The organism is Flavobacterium terrisoli (assembly GCF_030167905.1).
GTDB classification, from domain to species: domain Bacteria; phylum Bacteroidota; class Bacteroidia; order Flavobacteriales; family Flavobacteriaceae; genus Flavobacterium; species Flavobacterium terrisoli.
On record NZ_JARGNA010000010.1, the window covers coordinates 92487 to 108949 of the forward strand.

The following is a 16463-nucleotide window of genomic DNA, read 5'->3' on the forward strand; positions in this document are numbered from 1 at the left end:
TTGGGATTTTAGAATTGGAATTTCTTTTTTTACAAAAAAATTAATTTAAATTAAAAAATATTATGTCAACTATCACAATTACTGCTGCAGACGTAAATAAATTAAGACAAACTACAGGTGCCGGAATGATGGACTGTAAAAAAGCTTTAGTTGAAGCGGAAGGAGATTTCGATAAAGCTATACAAATCCTTAGAGAAAAAGGACAAAAAGTGGCTGCTAACCGTTCTGACCGTGAGTCTTCTGAAGGAGCTGCTGTTTCTTTTGTTAATGCTGACAACACTAAGGGAGCGATCATCACTTTAAACTGTGAAACAGATTTCGTAGGTAAAAATGAGGCTTTCGTAACTTTGGCTAAAGAATTAGTTGAAAAAGCAATCAACTTCTCTTCTAAAGAAGAATTTTTAGCTTCAGATTTCAACGGAATTACTGTGGCTGAAAAATTAATCGAACAAACTGGTGTTATCGGTGAAAAAATCGAAATCGGTGGTTTTGAAATCTTAGAAGGCGCTTTCGTCGGATCTTATGTTCACGTTAACAAAATTGCTGCATTAACTGCAATTTCTGCACCAATTGCCAACGCTGACGTTTTAACTAAAGACATCTCTATGCAAGTGGCTTCTATGGGAGCTGATACATTATCTTATAAAGATTTTGATCCTGCTTTCGTTGCTTCTGAATTGGCTGCTCGTATTGCTGTAATCGAAAAAGAAAATGAAGAGGCAAAACGTTTAGGGAAAACTTTGAAAAATGTTCCTAAATACATTTCTTTCTCTCAATTAACTCCAGAAGTTTTAAAACAAGCGGAAGAAGATGCTAAAGCTGAATTAAAAGCGGAAGGCAAACCAGAACAAATTTGGGATAAAATCGTTCCAGGAAAAGTGCAACGTTTCATCTCTGACAATACTACTTTAGACCAAGAGAAAGCGTTATTAGATCAAAACTTCATCAAAGATGACAGTAAAAAAGTAAGCGATTATGTTAAAGGTTTCAACGTTGAAATTACAGGTTTCAAAAGAGTTACTCTAGGATAATCATTCCTAAATAAAAGGTTATTAAAAAACCCCGAACCAATGGTTCGGGGTTTTTGTTTTTTATGAATCTTACTTATTATTTCTTCGCAATCGGGAAATTTCTCGCGCGCATCAAAGCATCTGATGTTGACGCTTTGCCTCTAAAGACTTTATACGCTACTTCCGGGTCAATCGTATTACCAATGCTGAAAACATTGTCTAATAAACGTTTTGCCACTTCTTTGTCATACAATCCTTTGCCATCAACCGTAAATGCTTCCGTGGCATCTGCACTAATGGCATCCGCCCATAAATATCCATAATAACCTGCCGCATAATCATCGCTGGAGAAGATATGTCCAAACTGTGGAATTCTGTGACGCATTACAATCTCACTTGGCATATGCAACGCATCTAAAGTTTGTTTTTCAAATTGTTTTGGGTCGATATCCGGGTTTTCAAGCAAATGCAATTTCATATCTACCAAAGCGCTCGAAATCGTCTCTACGGTTGAAAAACCTTCGTTAAACGTAGCTGCTTTTTCAATTCGGACAACCAATGACATCGGCATTGGTTCTTTGGTTTGATAATGCAATGCAAATTTGTTTAACACTTCAGGCGTACCTAACCAACGCTCCAGAATCTGCGATGGAAACTCTACATAATCTCTCGGCGTATTGGTTCCCGATAAAGTCGGATAGGTAACATCCGAACACAATCCGTGCAAGGCATGTCCGAATTCATGAAATAAAGTGCTGGCATCGTCCCACGAAATTAAGATCGGTTCGTTCTCATTGCCCTTGATAAAATTACAATTATTGGAAACCAATGTCAGCACTTCGCCATTCACTCTGCTTTGATCTCTGTAAGCCGTCATCCAGGCACCCGAACGTTTTCCTTTGCGCGCATAGGGATCAAAATACCAAAGCCCGACAACTTTACCTGTCTTTTTATTGAACACTTCCCAAACGCGTACATCTGAATGAAAAACAGGGACATTAGTCACTTGCTTAAAACTCAAATTAAAAATCTCTCCTGCTACCCAAAACATACCTTCTCTTAGTTTTTCCAACTGCAAATAAGGTTTGATTTGATTGGCATCAACCGAGTATTTCGCTTTTCTTACTTTCTCTGCATAATAACGATAATCCCATGGTGCAATTTTGAAATTGCCACCTTCAGCATCTACCATTTTCTGCATTTCTGCTACATCTTCATGAACTTTTCCAACCGCCGGCGTCCACACTGATTCCATCAAAGCCAAAGTTTTCTCTGGTTTTTGCGCCATGGTATTGGATAAACTCCAATCGGCAAAAGTCTTAAAGCCTAAAAGTTTGGCTTTCTCAGCGCGCAATCTTAAAATTTCTACTAAAGCGCCATTGTTATTATTGGCATTGTCGTTATCGCCACGACTAACAAATATTTGAAACGCTTTTTGTCTCAAATCTCTTCGATTGGAAAAAGTCAGGAAAGGCTCAATCGATGAACGTGTGTTGGCAATGCAGCCCATTACATTCAACTTTCTTTCTTTGGCTTCTGCCATAGCCGCATTTTTTAATTCTGTTGGCAAGCCGTCAAAATCAGCTTCTGTCTTTAATTCCAGATAATAATTGCTTTCATCGGCCAATTGATTCTGACTGAATTTGGTAAAAAGTCCGGCCAATTCCTGGTTGATTTGTCCAATTCTCTCCTTGCTTTTGGCATCTGCTTTCGCGCCTTCTCTGACAAAGTTAGAATAATGGTACCATACCAATCGTTGTTGTTCCGGTGTCAATTTGCTTTTCTCAGGCGAATTATAAACCGTAGCAATTCTGGCAAAAAGTTTAGCATTCTGATAGATTTTGTTGTTGGTTTCCGAAAATTTTGGCGTCATTTCGCTTTCAATCGGTTCAAAATCCGGGCTATTTAAATTGGATCCGTACAAATCAAATACCGCTTTTACCTGGCTTAAGGTCTTCCCGGCTTTTTCCATTGCCTCAATGGTGTTTTCAAAAGTTGCGGGTTTTGGATTATTTGCAATTTTGTCGTATTCGTTCAGTTTTTCCTGAATAGCCGATTCAATGGCAGGTTTAAAATCTTTTAATTTATATTCCGCAAACGTCGGAACTCCACCGTATGGTCCGCTCCAATTGTTCAAAAACGGATTCGGATTGGTTTGGGCATTGGTGACTAAGATTGGAGCACTCATGAGCAAGGTTAAAATTATTTTTTTCATTATCGGTTTGTGTTTTACCAAAAGTAATCAAAAATCGTAACTCAGAATTGCATAAATTTGAGAAATCAGAAACCCATTTTATGTTCCAATCCAAAAAAGACACTGTTTATGTTGTACTTGCCGGTATCTTCATTACCAATGCCGTAGTGGCCGAACTCATAGGCGGAAAATTGATTGATGTCGGCACGGCTGTCATGAGTATTGGCATTTTACCCTGGCCCATTGTATTTATCACCACCGATTTAATTAATGAGTATTTTGGTGAAAAAGGCGTTAGAAGGCTTTCTTTTATCACCGCCGGATTGATTGCCTATACCTTTTTTGTTTTGTTCTTTGCGATGAAAATCCCATCAACCGGAATCAGTTCGGTTTCCACAGATCAGTTCAATGCGGTATTTGGCCAAAGCCAATTGATTATCGTTGGCAGTATCACGGCATTCCTGGTTTCGCAGCTGATTGATGTCTCGATATTTCATTTTGTCAAAAAACGGACGGGCAACAAAATGATTTGGTTGCGAAGTACCGGTTCAACGGTCATTTCCCAACTGTTTGACAGCTTTATTGTATTGGGAATTGCTTTTTGGTTACCCGGAATTATGGATACCAAAACCTATATCATTTCAGGACTGACGGGCTATACCGTAAAATTAGTCATTGCCGTTGGGATGACACCATTGATTTATTTAGGACATTCATTAATTGAAAAATACATTGCCAAAGATGGAAAATAAAATACGCTGCGCCTGGTGCGAAAAAGACGATTTATACCGTGATTATCACGATAACGAATGGGGAAATCCGGTGTATGACGATGACAAATTGTTTGAGTTTTTAGTATTGGAAACCTTTCAGGCAGGACTGAGTTGGTATACCATTCTGAAAAAAAGAGACAATTTCAGAAATGCTTTTGATCAATTTGATTACAAAAAAGTGGCTCAATATGGCGAAGACAAAGTTGCCGAACTAATGCAGGATGCCGGCATTATCCGCAACGGATTAAAAATCAAAGGCACGATTGCCAATGCGATTGCCTTTATGAAAGTACAAGAAGAATTTGGGAGCTTTTCCAAATATATCTGGAATTTCACCGGTGGCAAACCGATTGAAAACAACATCAAAAAAATGAGCGATGTCCAGGCTACTACACCACTTTCAGACGAAATCAGCAAGGATTTGAAAAAACGCGGGTTTAAGTTTGTTGGTTCAACAGTAGTTTACGCGCACATGCAGGCGACAGGAATGGTCAATGACCATGTAGAAGATTGCTGGAAGAGGAAATAGACAGCAGAACGCAGATTTTAGACGGCAGATTTCAACACCTTTATAAAAGTTTCTCTCGATATCTCAACCGCGCCCAGTTTTTCCAAATGGTCGTTGTGCAATTGACAATCCAAGAGCTTATAATTGTTGTCTTTTAAATGTTGTACCAAAGTCACAAACGCAATTTTGCTCGCATTCGGCACTTTAGAAAACATACTTTCGCCACAAAAAACATGGCCTAAATCAACGCCATACAAACCGCCAACGAGTTCACCATTTTGCCACACTTCCACCGATTGGGCAAAACCCATTTCGTGTAGTTTGGTATAGGATTCAATAATATCTTCGGTAATCCAGGTGCCGTCCTGGTCTTTTCGTTCTATTTGTTGGCAATTACGAATGACTTCCTCAAAATTTTGATTGAAGGAGATTTCGAATTGTTGACGGTTGAGCAAATTCCGGATGCTTTTCGAAACCTTATACAACTGTGGCACAACCACCATTCGTTCCGGCGGTGACCACCAAAGAATCGGCTCATCTTCATTAAACCACGGAAATATCCCAGAGCGATAAGCCAACAACAATCGCTCTGTTGACAAATCGCCGCCAACTGCCAGGATACCTTCATACGAAGCTTCGTCAACTGGTGGGAAATATAAATCTTTGGTTAGGAAATGCATATTTTAAAAATATAGAGTATAGAAAAAAGAAAAAGAGATATCCTAAAAAAAGAAATCATCCCGGATATTTAAACTAGTATCTATCAGGATGATTTCTATATGCTATGCTCTATATTCTCTTCTAGAACGGTAAATCGTCGTGCTCTTCTTCGTTGAAGTTAGTAGCTGGCTCAAACGCTTCTGCCGCTGGCATTGGTGCCATTCCTGCAGCAGCCGGAGCTTCCGGTTGTAATTTCTCTACTCTCCACCCTTGAATGTCGTTAAAATATTTGGTTTCTCCTTGTGGATTAACCCATTCTCTTCCTCTTAAGTTGATGGAAACTTTTACCGCTTCACCCACATTGTAGTTGTTCAATAAATCACATTTATCCTGCACAAAATTGATGCTGATAAACTGTGGATATTGCTCTTCTGTTGCCACAACTAATTCTCTTTTTCTAAAACTGGCACTCACTTGTTGCTCAGGATTAATCACTTTAATTTTTCCGGTAACTTCCATAATTATTGTTTTGCTAAAAGTACTTTCCAAGCCGAAAGCACTTCATTATTATTCAGATATTCTTTTGCTTTTTGGTGTATTTTTTGCTCGTCATCCGAGCTCAAAACACCTTTTACGGCAAAATTTTGTTGTACAAATATAGTAATTTCTTCTTGTGTTGGCAATGCTTCAACATTTCCTAATTTACCCAAATCATTCCCGTCAAAAACAGGGCTTTTTTTGATAAAATCCGGAATGGCATCTACGCCTATTCCCAGTGTTGTCAAAGGTTTTTCGACCTCAAACAAGCCCGGATTGACACGCGAATACCAATTTCCGCCCAAACGCGAAACCAAATCAATCTTGCGTTGGTCAATCATATTTTTGTCGTCCAGGATGTTTTCATTAATGTGAATTTTAACCACTTCGCAAATAATCAAATTTCCGGCGCCGCCTTGATTCCCCAAAGCGATAATTTCGTTGACTTTGCATTCCATTTGCACCGGACTTTCGGCTACGCGATACGGTTTTACCATATCCGAAGGCAACATCGTCAAACCCGATTTGATGAATTCATTTACCCCATCAGCATATTCAGTGCTCGACAACGAAGCTTGTTGCACAATATCATAATTCACCACATTGATTACTACTTGTCTGGTTGCTTCACAGTTTTCCAAAGTATGTTTGGTCGTATTGTTTCTCACGCGTCGTGCCGGTGAAAAAACCAGTATCGGCGGATTGGAACTAAACACATTAAAAAAGCTGAAGGGCGACAAATTGGGTTTGCCGTTTTTATCGACTGTACTGGCAAAAGCAATCGGTCGTGGTGCTACCGCACTTTGCAAATAGCCCTGCAATTGCGCCGGTGACAGTGTATGAGGTTCAAAACTGAGCATGATTTTTTGTTTTCCCCAAAAATACAATTTTAATTGATTTTAGCAGCGAACGGTTTGGGCATTTTGGGCATCCATTTTCCTGCTGTCCGCTTTTACACGGTAAACGCTCACATCAGGGCTAAACAGAATTCGTCTTGCACTTTTGGCGGTTTTGTCTATATTTATAAAAAATTTGTCAATGCAGTTTTCCGAAAAAAGAAACATCACCCGCTGGATTATCATTATGGCTTCCTTTGTCATCGTGGCTTTGATTCTTTGGAATACTTATTCTTTTTTCCAGATTTTTAAGGAAGAGGAACGGGTCAAAATGGAACTTTGGGCCAAATCCCAAGAAACTTTAATCAACGCTAATGAATATACCGATGTTGATTTGCCTCTGCATATTATCCAAACCGCTACCATCCCCATCATAGTTACCGAAAAGGATTCCATCATCAATACCAAGAACATCGATGAAGATATCGAAAAGGACAAAGTTAAGCTGAAACAGTTTTTACAAAAACTGAAAAATCAAAACGACCCGATTGTCATGCAAATTTCTGAAGGCAGAACGCACAATTTATATTATGGCGATTCGTCTTTATTGAATAAATTGAAATACTATCCGGTAGCTTTATTGCTGATTATTTTTCTTTTTGGCGGCTTGGTTTACAACTTTTACCGCAGCACCAAAATGGCGACCCAAAACAAGCTTTGGGCCGGAATGGCTAAGGAAACTGCGCACCAAATCGGAACGCCGTTGTCTTCATTAATTGGTTGGCTCGAAATCATGAAAGCCGACAATGTAGATCCTACGACGATTTCCGAAATTGAAAAAGACATTACCCGACTGCAGACCATCACCGATAGGTTCTCTAAAATAGGTTCTGAACCGATATTGGAAAAACGGAATATTATTGCCGAAACGGAAGAGTCTTTTGATTACCTGAAATCACGATTTTCAAGTCAGGTGGAGTTTTCCTTTAAGGCACCTAAAAAGCCGGTTATGGTTATGCTCAATCCGGCATTGCACAGTTGGACCGTAGAAAACTTAGTCAAAAACGCCATCGACGCGATGAAAGGCCGAGGCAAATTATCCGTAGTCATAGAAAGTGACAATACTTATGTTAAAATTCGTGTGTCTGACACCGGAAAAGGCATTCCGAAAAACCAGTTTAAACGGGTTTTCGAGCCCGGATTTACCACCAAAAGACGCGGTTGGGGTTTGGGCTTATCCTTAACCAAAAGAATTGTAGAGGAATATCACAAAGGAAAAATCAAAGTATTACAATCCGAAGTTGGCAAAGGCACTACGATGCAGGTTTCCTTCAAAAAATGGCAAAAACCAAATTAACGTTGGTTTGACAACATTAATTTTCTGCCTATTTTGTTTCTGCTCAAATAGTCATTGAGAAAAGCTTCCTGTTTCTCCACCTCGAGTAAACTTTGACTGATATTTCTTTTCAGACCGGAAACCATAGCACTGTTCTGGCTTCCAACCGAACCCACTTTATAAACATCATCATTGCATTTTTTGAATTTCTCTTTGATGGTTTTCATCATATTCTTTAGTTCTTCATCGGAAATGGCCGGTTTGAAATTCCTTTGCTTGTAAAAAATAAAATCATTAAGATAACTCACCGCTTCATTATATTCAGCCACAACATCATTCAACTTTTCGATGTTTTTGTTCTGAGTCAGCGCGGTAAATTGGTTTTTCAAATAAGTGTGATATTGCAAAATCAAAGGATTCTTAAAACCGTTTTTCTCCACTCTTGCCGCTGCCTGAAAAGCTTTTTCCCCATCTGATAATTTGTCATACTTCTCAATTTCTGCCAAATAATCAAAATTGTTTTTGGCTTTACCAACGGCTTCTTTCCCATCATAAAACTCCTGATTGGTCCAAGGCGAATTCAAAAATTGCCACAAATAATCAAAAGGCATGTGTGTGTTGATCATTTTTTTGGGTTCTACTTTAAAATGAGCATTGTTCATTTTTTTGACGAATTTTTGCTTTTCCACATAACCCGCGCCCCAGGTTGGATCAAACAAAAACCACGAACCATCAATTTTGGAAGCACACCAGGCATGAGAAATCGGCGCCACTTGCCCTAACTGCTTTGTATAGCCCGAAATGATAATGGTTTTTATGTTTAATTTATTGGCGATGTCTTTAAATACCTCAGCATAATGAATACAAACACCTTGTTTTGATTTCAGGGTTTTGTCAATTTTCTCTTGTGGTGAATCGAGCTGGTTGGGTTCAAACATATTGGGCACGTCATAGGCGATATTGTTTGTTGTCCAATAAAAAACCGCTCTTATTTTTTCGGTTTCCGTTTTAAAATTGGAATCAATATAACTTGCAATTTCCGCCGTCGTTGTAGCTGAACTGGCCGGAATCTGTGCTGTTTTTTTGTCAATAGTCAAATACTCATTGGCAACCTGACCAAAGGAAAGCTGGCCCAAAAAGAGTAAAAAAAGGATTAAGCTGTTTTTCATGATGGTTTTACACATAAAAAACCCTGCCAAAATTTTAAAATCTGCAGGGTTATCTCACTTTATGTAAAAAAAATTTACAAATTATTTTGGATGGCTTTCGCCAAATCTTCAAATTCTTCTCTGGTCAAAGCCACTTTTCGCTGGAAACGCATGTCATCCATATCGTGAAGCGGAATCAAATGCACATGAACATGCGGCACTTCCAGTCCAACGACAGCAACGCCGATTCTTTTACAAGGAACGGTTTTCTCGACGGCTTTGGCCACTTTTCGGGAGAATTGCATCAATCCCAAATAGTGTTCTTCTTCCATATCAAAAATTTTGTTGATTTCCTGTTTCGGAATACAAAGCGTGTGACCTTTGGCATTAGGATTCACATCCAAAAAAGCCAAGTAATTATCGTCTTCAGCAATTTTATAAGCCGGGATTTCCCCGTTGACTATTTTGGTGAAAATAGAACTCATTTTAGTCTCTTGATATTTCCAGGATTTCGAAATTTAATTTTCCGTTAGGCACACTGATTTCGGCAATTTCGCCTACTTTTTTACCAAGCAAACCTTTGCCAATCGGAGAACTCACAGAGATTTTCCCTGATTTTAAATCGGCTTCACTCTCGGCAACCAAAGTGTATTTCATTTCCATCCCGTTTGCCTGGTTTTTGATTTTTACATTCGATAAAACCAAAGCTTTTGAAACGTCCAATTGTGATTCATCTATCAATCTGGCGTTGGAATATACCTCTTCCATTTTGGCAATTCTCATTTCCAACATGCCTTGTGCTTCTTTGGCTGCGTCATATTCTGCATTCTCAGACAAATCGCCTTTATCTCTTGCTTCAGCAATGGCTTGCGAAGCTTTTGGTCTTTCTATACTTTTAAGTTGCTCTAATTCGTCTTTCAATTTCTTTAATCCATCAGCGGTGTAATACGATACTGTACTCATAATTTCATCATTTATATAAATAGAAAAAATCCCATCGCAACGGGATTTCTTTTTGCAAAGATATTATTTTTTAATTTATTTCAAATTTGTCAGCGTTTTGTAACGCATGTCAAAGTTAATTAATTTAAATTTGTTTCGCTATAGTAATTTAATAAATTTACATGAAAAAGATAATCATCCTGCTATTATTGCTGCCCTTAGCCTATGGCTGTGACGGTGGTAGCATCAATAACCGCAATCCCAATATTCCGAATTATACGGTCTATCTGCAAATCAACATGAGTTTGCCGGGTTATTCCAATTTACAGTTTCCGAGCAATCATATTGTTGATTACGGTCCGATGTCAGGCGCACGCGGATTGGTGGTTTTTAATACAGGAAGTGGCTTTGTGGCTTTTGATTTGGCTTGTCCAAACCAACCTTTTGAAAGTTGTCCATCACCTATGACCATTAGCGGCATTGAAGCGACTTGTGATTGTGATGATACCGTTTACAATCTATTTTCAGGCCAAAGCCCGGGACAACAATATCCGATGAAGCAATATCGTGTGGAAGTCAACGGAAACACTTTGGTGGTTACCAATTAAAGAAGTCCCGAGTAAATCGGGACTTTTTATTTATTAAAACTTCAAGGTCAATCCTGCCAGGAAATTGATTCCGGCCTGTGGATAAAATCCGGCACCTTCCAGCGTTGTAACGCTTCCCGGATTACTCCAGTCATCGTCATAGGTATAGAAATAACCATTGGATTCATATTCCAGATTAAATAAATTGTTGACCAATACTGAGAAAACAACTGACTTTATTCCTTTGTTGATTTTCCATTCATAGGAAGCATTTAAGTCATTGACAAAATAGGCCTCCAACTTCGATTGATCTGAATCGATATTTCCCATGTACTGTTCGCCAACAAACTTAGACAATAACGAAATTTGGAAATCTTTCAGGGGCAAAAAGGTGATTCGGTTTCCGGCAACGATGCTAGGTGAAAAGGCAATATCGGTATCGCCTAAATTTTGCAAAACACCATCTCTTTGAAAGTAGAAATCCTGGTTTTTATTTTGGCTCAAAGTCACATTCGGATTCAGGATTAGTTTATCCGTAATCGCAATGACCGATTCGATTTCCAAACCTACACGATAACTTTTACCGCTATTGGTGAAAATGGGTGAGCCAACATCATTTAAGGCACCAGTCAACACCAATTGGTCGAGATAGTTCATGTAAAAAGCATTAGCGGAAACTTTTACTTTTTTTGTATTGTATTTCCAACCCAATTCATAATCAAACAAACGCTCCGGTTTTACACTTCCGTTTTCATAATCATCGCGTCTTGGTTCCTTATTGGCTATACCAAAATAACCATAGAATGAATTTTTATCATTTAGTTGGTAATTCAGACCAACTTTTGGATTAAAAAATCGGAAGGTGTCGTTTATATCGCTAAATCTTACGCTGGTTGCCTGATAAAAAACCATACGGTATTGTAAATCGGCAAACACGTTGAGCTTTCCGAATTGTTGCGAAGCTTTGGCATAAAAATTTACATCGTCTTTATTGCCTATGTTATTGTAATAACGGTTTGAATTTGGAATATAATACTGCGTCCAAACCACTTCTCCGAAATGTTTCCCTAAATAGCGATTGGCAGCACCGCCAATTAAAACATCGGTTTTGGCTGTCTTGTAATTCAATGAAAAAGTAGCGCCAAAAAAGTCGTTATCCAGCCATCTTTTTCGAACTAAATCAGAAATGGCATTTCCTTCAAAATCGGGCAAATTGTAATCGGCCAAAGTTTCATCTTCTTTGTATTGTTCAAAATAACCTTTCCCGATGGTGTAATGCAAGGCCGTGTTTGTAATCCATTTTTCAGACCACTTTTCAGACCAATGCAATTGAAAATGATTCTGCCAGTAATTATCCGTTTCGTCATCGTAGAATCTCCTATTGCCGCTTTCGTCAAAGTACATTCCTGCCGGATTGAACGTTCGGTCATTGTCCAGTTGATCTGGATCTTCGATTCCATACCAAGCCTGATACGTTTTCTCTTTTCCACCAAAAGCGAGCGCTTGCACCAAAGTGGTTTTGGTTACATAATTGGCATTAAAAAAATACCCGAACAAACTCGAAGAAGCCCTATCGATATAACCATCAGAAGCGATATTGGAGAATCTGGCATTCATTTCGAAATTATCGTGCAAACCGGTTCCAAAAGCCAAAGTGTGTTTACGGGTTCCGAAACTTCCTGCCGAGTTGGCAATTTCAGCATAGGCTTTCTCCTGATAAGATTTGGTCTGCATGTTCAAACTAGCGCCAAAAGCGCCGGCACCATTGGTTGATGTTCCAACCCCGCGTTGCAATTGAATGCTTTCTAAAGATGAGGCAAAATCGGGCAGATTGACAAAAAAAGTTCCCTGGCTTTCACTATCGTTAAACGGAACACCGTTTAAAGTCACATTGATGCGCGAACCATCGGCACCACGAACTCTCATATACGTATAACCTACGCCATTTCCGGCATCTGTTGTTGTAACAACTGACGGTAGATAATTGAGTAAAATGGGAATGTCCTGCCCTAAATTTCGAGGTGCAATTTCTTTTTTGGAAAGATTGGAAAAGGTGATTGGGTCTTTGCCTTTCGCCCTGACCGCTGAAACCGTTACCTCATCGAGTGGGTTGACTTTGGTGCTGTCTTGCTGTTTTTCCTGTGAAAAGGAGAAAATAGAAAATAGAGAATAGAAAATAGAAAATAGAACTGTCTTTGTTCTTTTTTCTTTATTCTTTGCTCTTAAAAAATTGAATAAAGTTTTCATTCGTAAAATGTTACGAATAAAAGGGGTAATTATTCTTTGTTAAAATTAAAAATTCGGTAAATGATTGGCCTTTGATTGCGAATTTGCCAGCGGCGCCTGCTCGCTCCTTCGCTAAAAATGCCCACAGGACATTTTCTTTACGCTCGGCCGTCCCTAAACAGCATTACCTGTTCTAGGTTCATTGGGTATAATCTCAGCCCGCATTTGAGCACCCCTTTGAGACAGCGCAAAGATACTGTTTAAAAAAGTAAATATCCAAAGACAACTTCAAAAATTAAAAATGGGGTTTTCTTCTGTTTTGTTTGATTTCGGAAAGATTCCGTTTGGCTTTGATTCTTTTTTCAATCACCGAACGCGGAATTTTAGTGGCTTTTCTTTTTTTGGGAACAATCAATGATTTAGTGATCAATTCCAAAAAACGTTTAGTGACTATGGTTTTGTTTTTGAGCTGGCTCCTATCTTCATCACAGTTTATGATAAGCAACCCTTCCGAAGTTAATCTCGTCGCCAGTTTATGAGTCAGCAACTCTTTTTCTTCCAAAGTCAATGCCTGAGAGTTATTTAAATCAAAAGTCAACACCACTTTTGAAGAGACTTTGTTAACATTTTGCCCTCCGGCACCCGAACTTCTGACTGCTTTAAACTGAAGCTCTGTGAGAATTATGTCAGTTTTCATATTGGGGTTGGTGTGCAGGTTTAAGCAAGTCGTTTACGGTTTTCACCGGATTAAAAGTCACCAAAGGGACTTCGACAAAAACGGTAATCCATTTGGCCATCGCTCCATTCCACAATCCTGGTAATTCATACCCTTTTAAATCTTTTCCTTTGTTGTTTTTGTGTACAATAAAACCGGTGCTTTGGTCTACGAATTGGGTTAAATCGAATTTTTGCCCTTTGTAATTTTTGGTGGCACAAACCAAATCCACAGGATTAAAATGAGTCGCCTTATTCAAAATATCTTCCTGCTCTGAGTTGTGTGTGTCTACCTGGGAACTTTCCACGATTTGCAAGGATACATTGCCTTTGAAACTTCTCACCCAAAACGGTCCGCCGCCGGGTTCTCCTTCATTTTTCACCATGCCACAAATGCGAATCGGGCGATTCAGTTTATTTTTGATAAAGTCAATTTTGTTTTCCAAAGTGTATTTGTAGAAGTCTTCCAGCACATCAATATTCAGCTTTTGCTTCATAAAATCAATGATAGCTGAAATACTTTCCTCTTTTATTGCCTGATTGTCGATTGTGGTTAGAATTTGGAAAACCTGTTCCTGCAATTCCAATAAAATCCCGGCCAATCCCTTTTTGTAGAGTGTGATTTCTTCAATATGATTTTGGATCACGTTGTCGATATTTTTGATGAAAATCACATCAGCGTCCAGATTGTTCAAATTGTTAATCAAGGCGCCATGTCCGCCCGGACGGAAAGTCAACTCACCTTTTTCGGTGCGAAACGGTTGGTTGTTGAGATTAACCGCAATCGTATCTGTGCTTTTGTCCTGATAAGAATAACTAACGTTTAGGCTTGTTTTCGATTTTGCCTCTACTTTTTCCTTGACTTCATTGATAATCTTCTGAAATAATTTTTCATGATTTTCCGAAACGGTAAAATGCAGATGGGAAACCGAATTGGATGAGGCATAAAAAGCACATTCATTCAGGTGTTCTTCAACCGGTGTGGCAATATGATTGTCATACTTATGAAAATCGAGTACTGCTTTGGGTTTGCTGGCAAAATCAAAATAATCGGCTGCCAACATCAATTTTATAAAATGATAACTCTTTTCGTGGCTTTCCAGCGAATAATAATCGGCGTGGTGTTCTTTTAATTTGGTTTTGATTTCTTCGTAGAAGGGAAACTTTTCAATTCCGGCAAGGAAAATAGACAGGTTCTTGTCTTTTTTGCGGTTGATATAAGCATTGATGGTTTCGTTTTCGTGATCGAATTCGTTTAAAAATTCGTTCAGGAACTTAAACATTCTGCTGGCTGCTCCGGATGCCGGAACAAATTTTTTCAGCTTGAGATTTGACTTCTTTTCGTCAAAAAAAACAGCTTGTGTTTCAAACTCTTCACGGGTTAGTTTTACAATTCCGTCATCAATCGTAGCTGGTCTTTCCAGATAAATCTTTGGAATTCCGGATTGAAACAATAAAAGTTCGCCTTCAATTTTATCCAAAGAAATCCCATGCGCTTTGATTTGCTCAAAGTCGGTTTGTGTAAGTCCGTATTTCTTGGCTAAGCTTTCTTTTCTTGTAAAATTCTCTTCCATTCTAAATAGCCATAGATGGCAATAATTGTAAAAATTAAATATTGAAGTGACAGCATTCCTAAACCTCTGTAGGCAAATAGCGGAACAACTATAAAATCACCAATAATCCATAAAGTCCAATTTTCTATTTTTTTCAATGCCATATACCACATTGCTGTAAAAAAAAGACCGGATGTAAAAATATCAATATAATTAGGAATTTCAAGTTTGTAATCAAAAAACTTGTAAACCAGATACGTAATTAACATCGTCAGAAAAAACAATCCGACACCTATAATTTTTTCACGTGTATTGGTTCTTTTGATCTGTAAATCGGGTTCATTTTTCTTAGATGTCCATTTGTACCAACCGTAAATGCTCATGATTGAATAATAAGCATTCATCATCATATCTCCAAAATAACTGGCTTGATACAGCAAATAAGTCGTAATAACAGTCGCAATCAAACCTGTCGGATAAACCAATATATTTTCTTTTCTGGCATAAAAAACGCTGGCGATTCCTAATACAAAAACCAAAAACTCCAATACAATTTGAGTTGCAGAAGTATTTTTATATTGGGAAAGAAAAAATTCGAGCATTAGTCAAAAAAGTTTATATCATTTTCAAAAGCTGTCCCAATAACCACCATATCGGCTCCGGATGCAAAAGCGGTTTCGATTCCGGCTTTGGAGCGAATGCCGCCGCCCACAATCAATGGTACGGAAATTCTCTTGGAAACGCTGGCAATCATCTCCAAAGGGACAGCCTGCTGCGCACCGCTTCCGGCTTCGAGATAAATTAATTTGTTTCCGATTAATTCTCCGGCTTTGGCTGTTTGAGCAGCATAATCTAAATTATTACGGTCTAAAGGTTTTGTTTTGCTTACGCGTTCCACTGCAGTTTCGCTGCCGCTTTCAATCAAAATATAGCCGGTTGAGATGATTTCCAGATTGGTTTTTTCCAAAAAAGGAACCGCGTCAATTTGGTGTTCGACCAGATAATCCGGATTTCTGCCCGAAAGCAGCATCAGGAATAGAATGCCATCGGCTTCACCTGAAATTTGTGTTGGATTTCCCGGAAACAGAAGTAATGGCAACCTTGTTTTTTGCTTTAGCAACGCAATCAATTCACACAAATGGTCACCATTAAATGAACTGCCGCCAACTAAAAGATGGGTTGCCGGCGATTGGTTGATTTTCGAAACCAAATCTATTGCATTTTCTAAATCCAGCTTATCGGGATCGAGAAGAATAGCCAACAGTTTTTGGTTTTCCTTTTTGGCCGATAACATTTGGTCATACAACATTAGCGAGTTTTTTTAATGGATTGTAAATGTAGCCCTTTTTTGAAATCCGTAAAACTTTCTAAAACATGATTTATGTCATTTTTTACGCTGAGTTGGCGAGGTAATTTTGTGGTATAAATTATAAATACAT

17 protein-coding genes are annotated in these 16463 nt (G+C 38.6%); 5 read left to right on the plus strand and 12 right to left on the minus strand.

Annotated features, from left to right (window positions below; all coding sequences use genetic code 11):
* Positions 1-62: 62 nt before the first annotated feature.
* Positions 63-1031: a translation elongation factor Ts gene (tsf, locus tag P1K33_RS14540; RefSeq protein ID WP_284653718.1), complete on the plus strand. Its 969-nt coding sequence runs from the start codon at positions 63-65 to the stop codon at positions 1029-1031.
* Between the two features lie 76 nt (positions 1032-1107).
* On the opposite strand, the gene P1K33_RS14545 is transcribed toward tsf, so the two are convergent.
* Complete coding sequence (locus P1K33_RS14545) at positions 1108-3225, minus strand: M3 family metallopeptidase (RefSeq protein ID WP_284653719.1); 2118 nt, start codon at positions 3223-3225, stop codon at positions 1108-1110.
* An 80-nt stretch (positions 3226-3305) separates the two neighbouring features.
* Between P1K33_RS14545 and P1K33_RS14550 the strand changes: the two genes are divergently transcribed.
* On the plus strand, positions 3306-3956 hold the full coding sequence (locus P1K33_RS14550; RefSeq protein ID WP_284653720.1) for a queuosine precursor transporter: 651 nt from the start codon (positions 3306-3308) through the stop codon (positions 3954-3956).
* Positions 3946-4506, plus strand: coding sequence for a DNA-3-methyladenine glycosylase I (locus P1K33_RS14555; RefSeq protein WP_284653721.1), 561 nt, complete (start codon positions 3946-3948; stop codon positions 4504-4506). The genes P1K33_RS14550 and P1K33_RS14555 overlap by 11 nt, the downstream gene beginning before the upstream one ends.
* 17 nt (positions 4507-4523) lie before the next feature.
* Here P1K33_RS14555 and aat read toward each other — a convergent pair whose 3' ends face one another.
* From aat to P1K33_RS14570, 3 genes are all read right to left on the minus strand, one after another.
* Positions 4524-5165, minus strand: a complete 642-nt coding sequence (aat, locus tag P1K33_RS14560; RefSeq protein WP_284653722.1) for a leucyl/phenylalanyl-tRNA--protein transferase — start codon at positions 5163-5165, stop codon at positions 4524-4526.
* Between the two features lie 121 nt (positions 5166-5286).
* Positions 5287-5664, minus strand: a complete 378-nt coding sequence (locus P1K33_RS14565) for a DUF3127 domain-containing protein (RefSeq protein ID WP_284653723.1) — start codon at positions 5662-5664, stop codon at positions 5287-5289.
* A gap of 2 nt (positions 5665-5666) precedes the next feature.
* Positions 5667-6542 (minus strand): flavin reductase family protein, encoded by an 876-nt coding sequence (locus P1K33_RS14570; RefSeq protein ID WP_284653724.1) that lies wholly within the window; start codon positions 6540-6542, stop codon positions 5667-5669.
* Positions 6543-6720: 178 nt separating this feature from the next.
* On the opposite strand from P1K33_RS14570, the gene P1K33_RS14575 reads away from it, so the two are divergent.
* Entirely contained in the window at positions 6721-7875 is a 1155-nt protein-coding gene (locus P1K33_RS14575; RefSeq protein ID WP_284653725.1) for a sensor histidine kinase, read from the plus strand.
* Here the strand turns inward: P1K33_RS14575 and P1K33_RS14580 are convergent.
* The 3 genes from P1K33_RS14580 to greA form a co-directional block, all read right to left on the minus strand.
* Positions 7872-9023, minus strand: a complete 1152-nt coding sequence (locus tag P1K33_RS14580) for a transglutaminase domain-containing protein (protein ID WP_284653726.1) — start codon at positions 9021-9023, stop codon at positions 7872-7874. The genes P1K33_RS14575 and P1K33_RS14580 overlap by 4 nt on opposite strands.
* 74 nt (positions 9024-9097) lie before the next feature.
* Positions 9098-9487 carry an HIT family protein gene (locus tag P1K33_RS14585; protein ID WP_284653727.1) on the minus strand — a complete coding sequence of 130 codons (390 nt, stop codon included), beginning with the start codon at positions 9485-9487 and terminating at the stop codon, positions 9098-9100.
* A gap of 1 nt (position 9488) precedes the next feature.
* Positions 9489-9965, minus strand: coding sequence for a transcription elongation factor GreA (gene greA / locus P1K33_RS14590; RefSeq protein ID WP_284653728.1), 477 nt, complete (start codon positions 9963-9965; stop codon positions 9489-9491).
* A gap of 161 nt (positions 9966-10126) precedes the next feature.
* On the opposite strand from greA, the gene P1K33_RS14595 reads away from it, so the two are divergent.
* Entirely contained in the window at positions 10127-10552 is a 426-nt protein-coding gene (locus tag P1K33_RS14595) for a Rieske (2Fe-2S) protein (RefSeq protein ID WP_284653729.1), read from the plus strand.
* Positions 10553-10585: 33 nt separating this feature from the next.
* Here P1K33_RS14595 and P1K33_RS14600 read toward each other — a convergent pair whose 3' ends face one another.
* The 5 genes from P1K33_RS14600 to P1K33_RS14620 form a co-directional block, all read right to left on the minus strand.
* The gene (locus tag P1K33_RS14600; protein WP_284653730.1) at positions 10586-12778 is read right to left on the minus strand and encodes a TonB-dependent receptor; all 2193 of its coding nucleotides are present in this window, start codon (positions 12776-12778) and stop codon (positions 10586-10588) included.
* A 274-nt stretch (positions 12779-13052) separates the two neighbouring features.
* Positions 13053-13454, minus strand: coding sequence for an alternative ribosome rescue aminoacyl-tRNA hydrolase ArfB (gene arfB / locus P1K33_RS14605; RefSeq protein WP_284653731.1), 402 nt, complete (start codon positions 13452-13454; stop codon positions 13053-13055).
* Positions 13444-15045 carry a DUF4301 family protein gene (locus tag P1K33_RS14610; RefSeq protein WP_284653732.1) on the minus strand — a complete coding sequence of 534 codons (1602 nt, stop codon included), beginning with the start codon at positions 15043-15045 and terminating at the stop codon, positions 13444-13446. The genes arfB and P1K33_RS14610 overlap by 11 nt, the downstream gene beginning before the upstream one ends.
* Positions 15012-15626 carry a nicotinamide riboside transporter PnuC gene (gene pnuC / locus P1K33_RS14615; protein ID WP_284653733.1) on the minus strand — a complete coding sequence of 205 codons (615 nt, stop codon included), beginning with the start codon at positions 15624-15626 and terminating at the stop codon, positions 15012-15014. Before pnuC ends, P1K33_RS14610 begins: the two co-directional genes overlap by 34 nt.
* Positions 15626-16333: a phosphoglycerol geranylgeranyltransferase gene (locus P1K33_RS14620; RefSeq protein ID WP_284653734.1), complete on the minus strand. Its 708-nt coding sequence runs from the start codon at positions 16331-16333 to the stop codon at positions 15626-15628. Before P1K33_RS14620 ends, pnuC begins: the two co-directional genes overlap by 1 nt.
* Between the last annotated feature and the right edge of the window lie 130 nt (positions 16334-16463).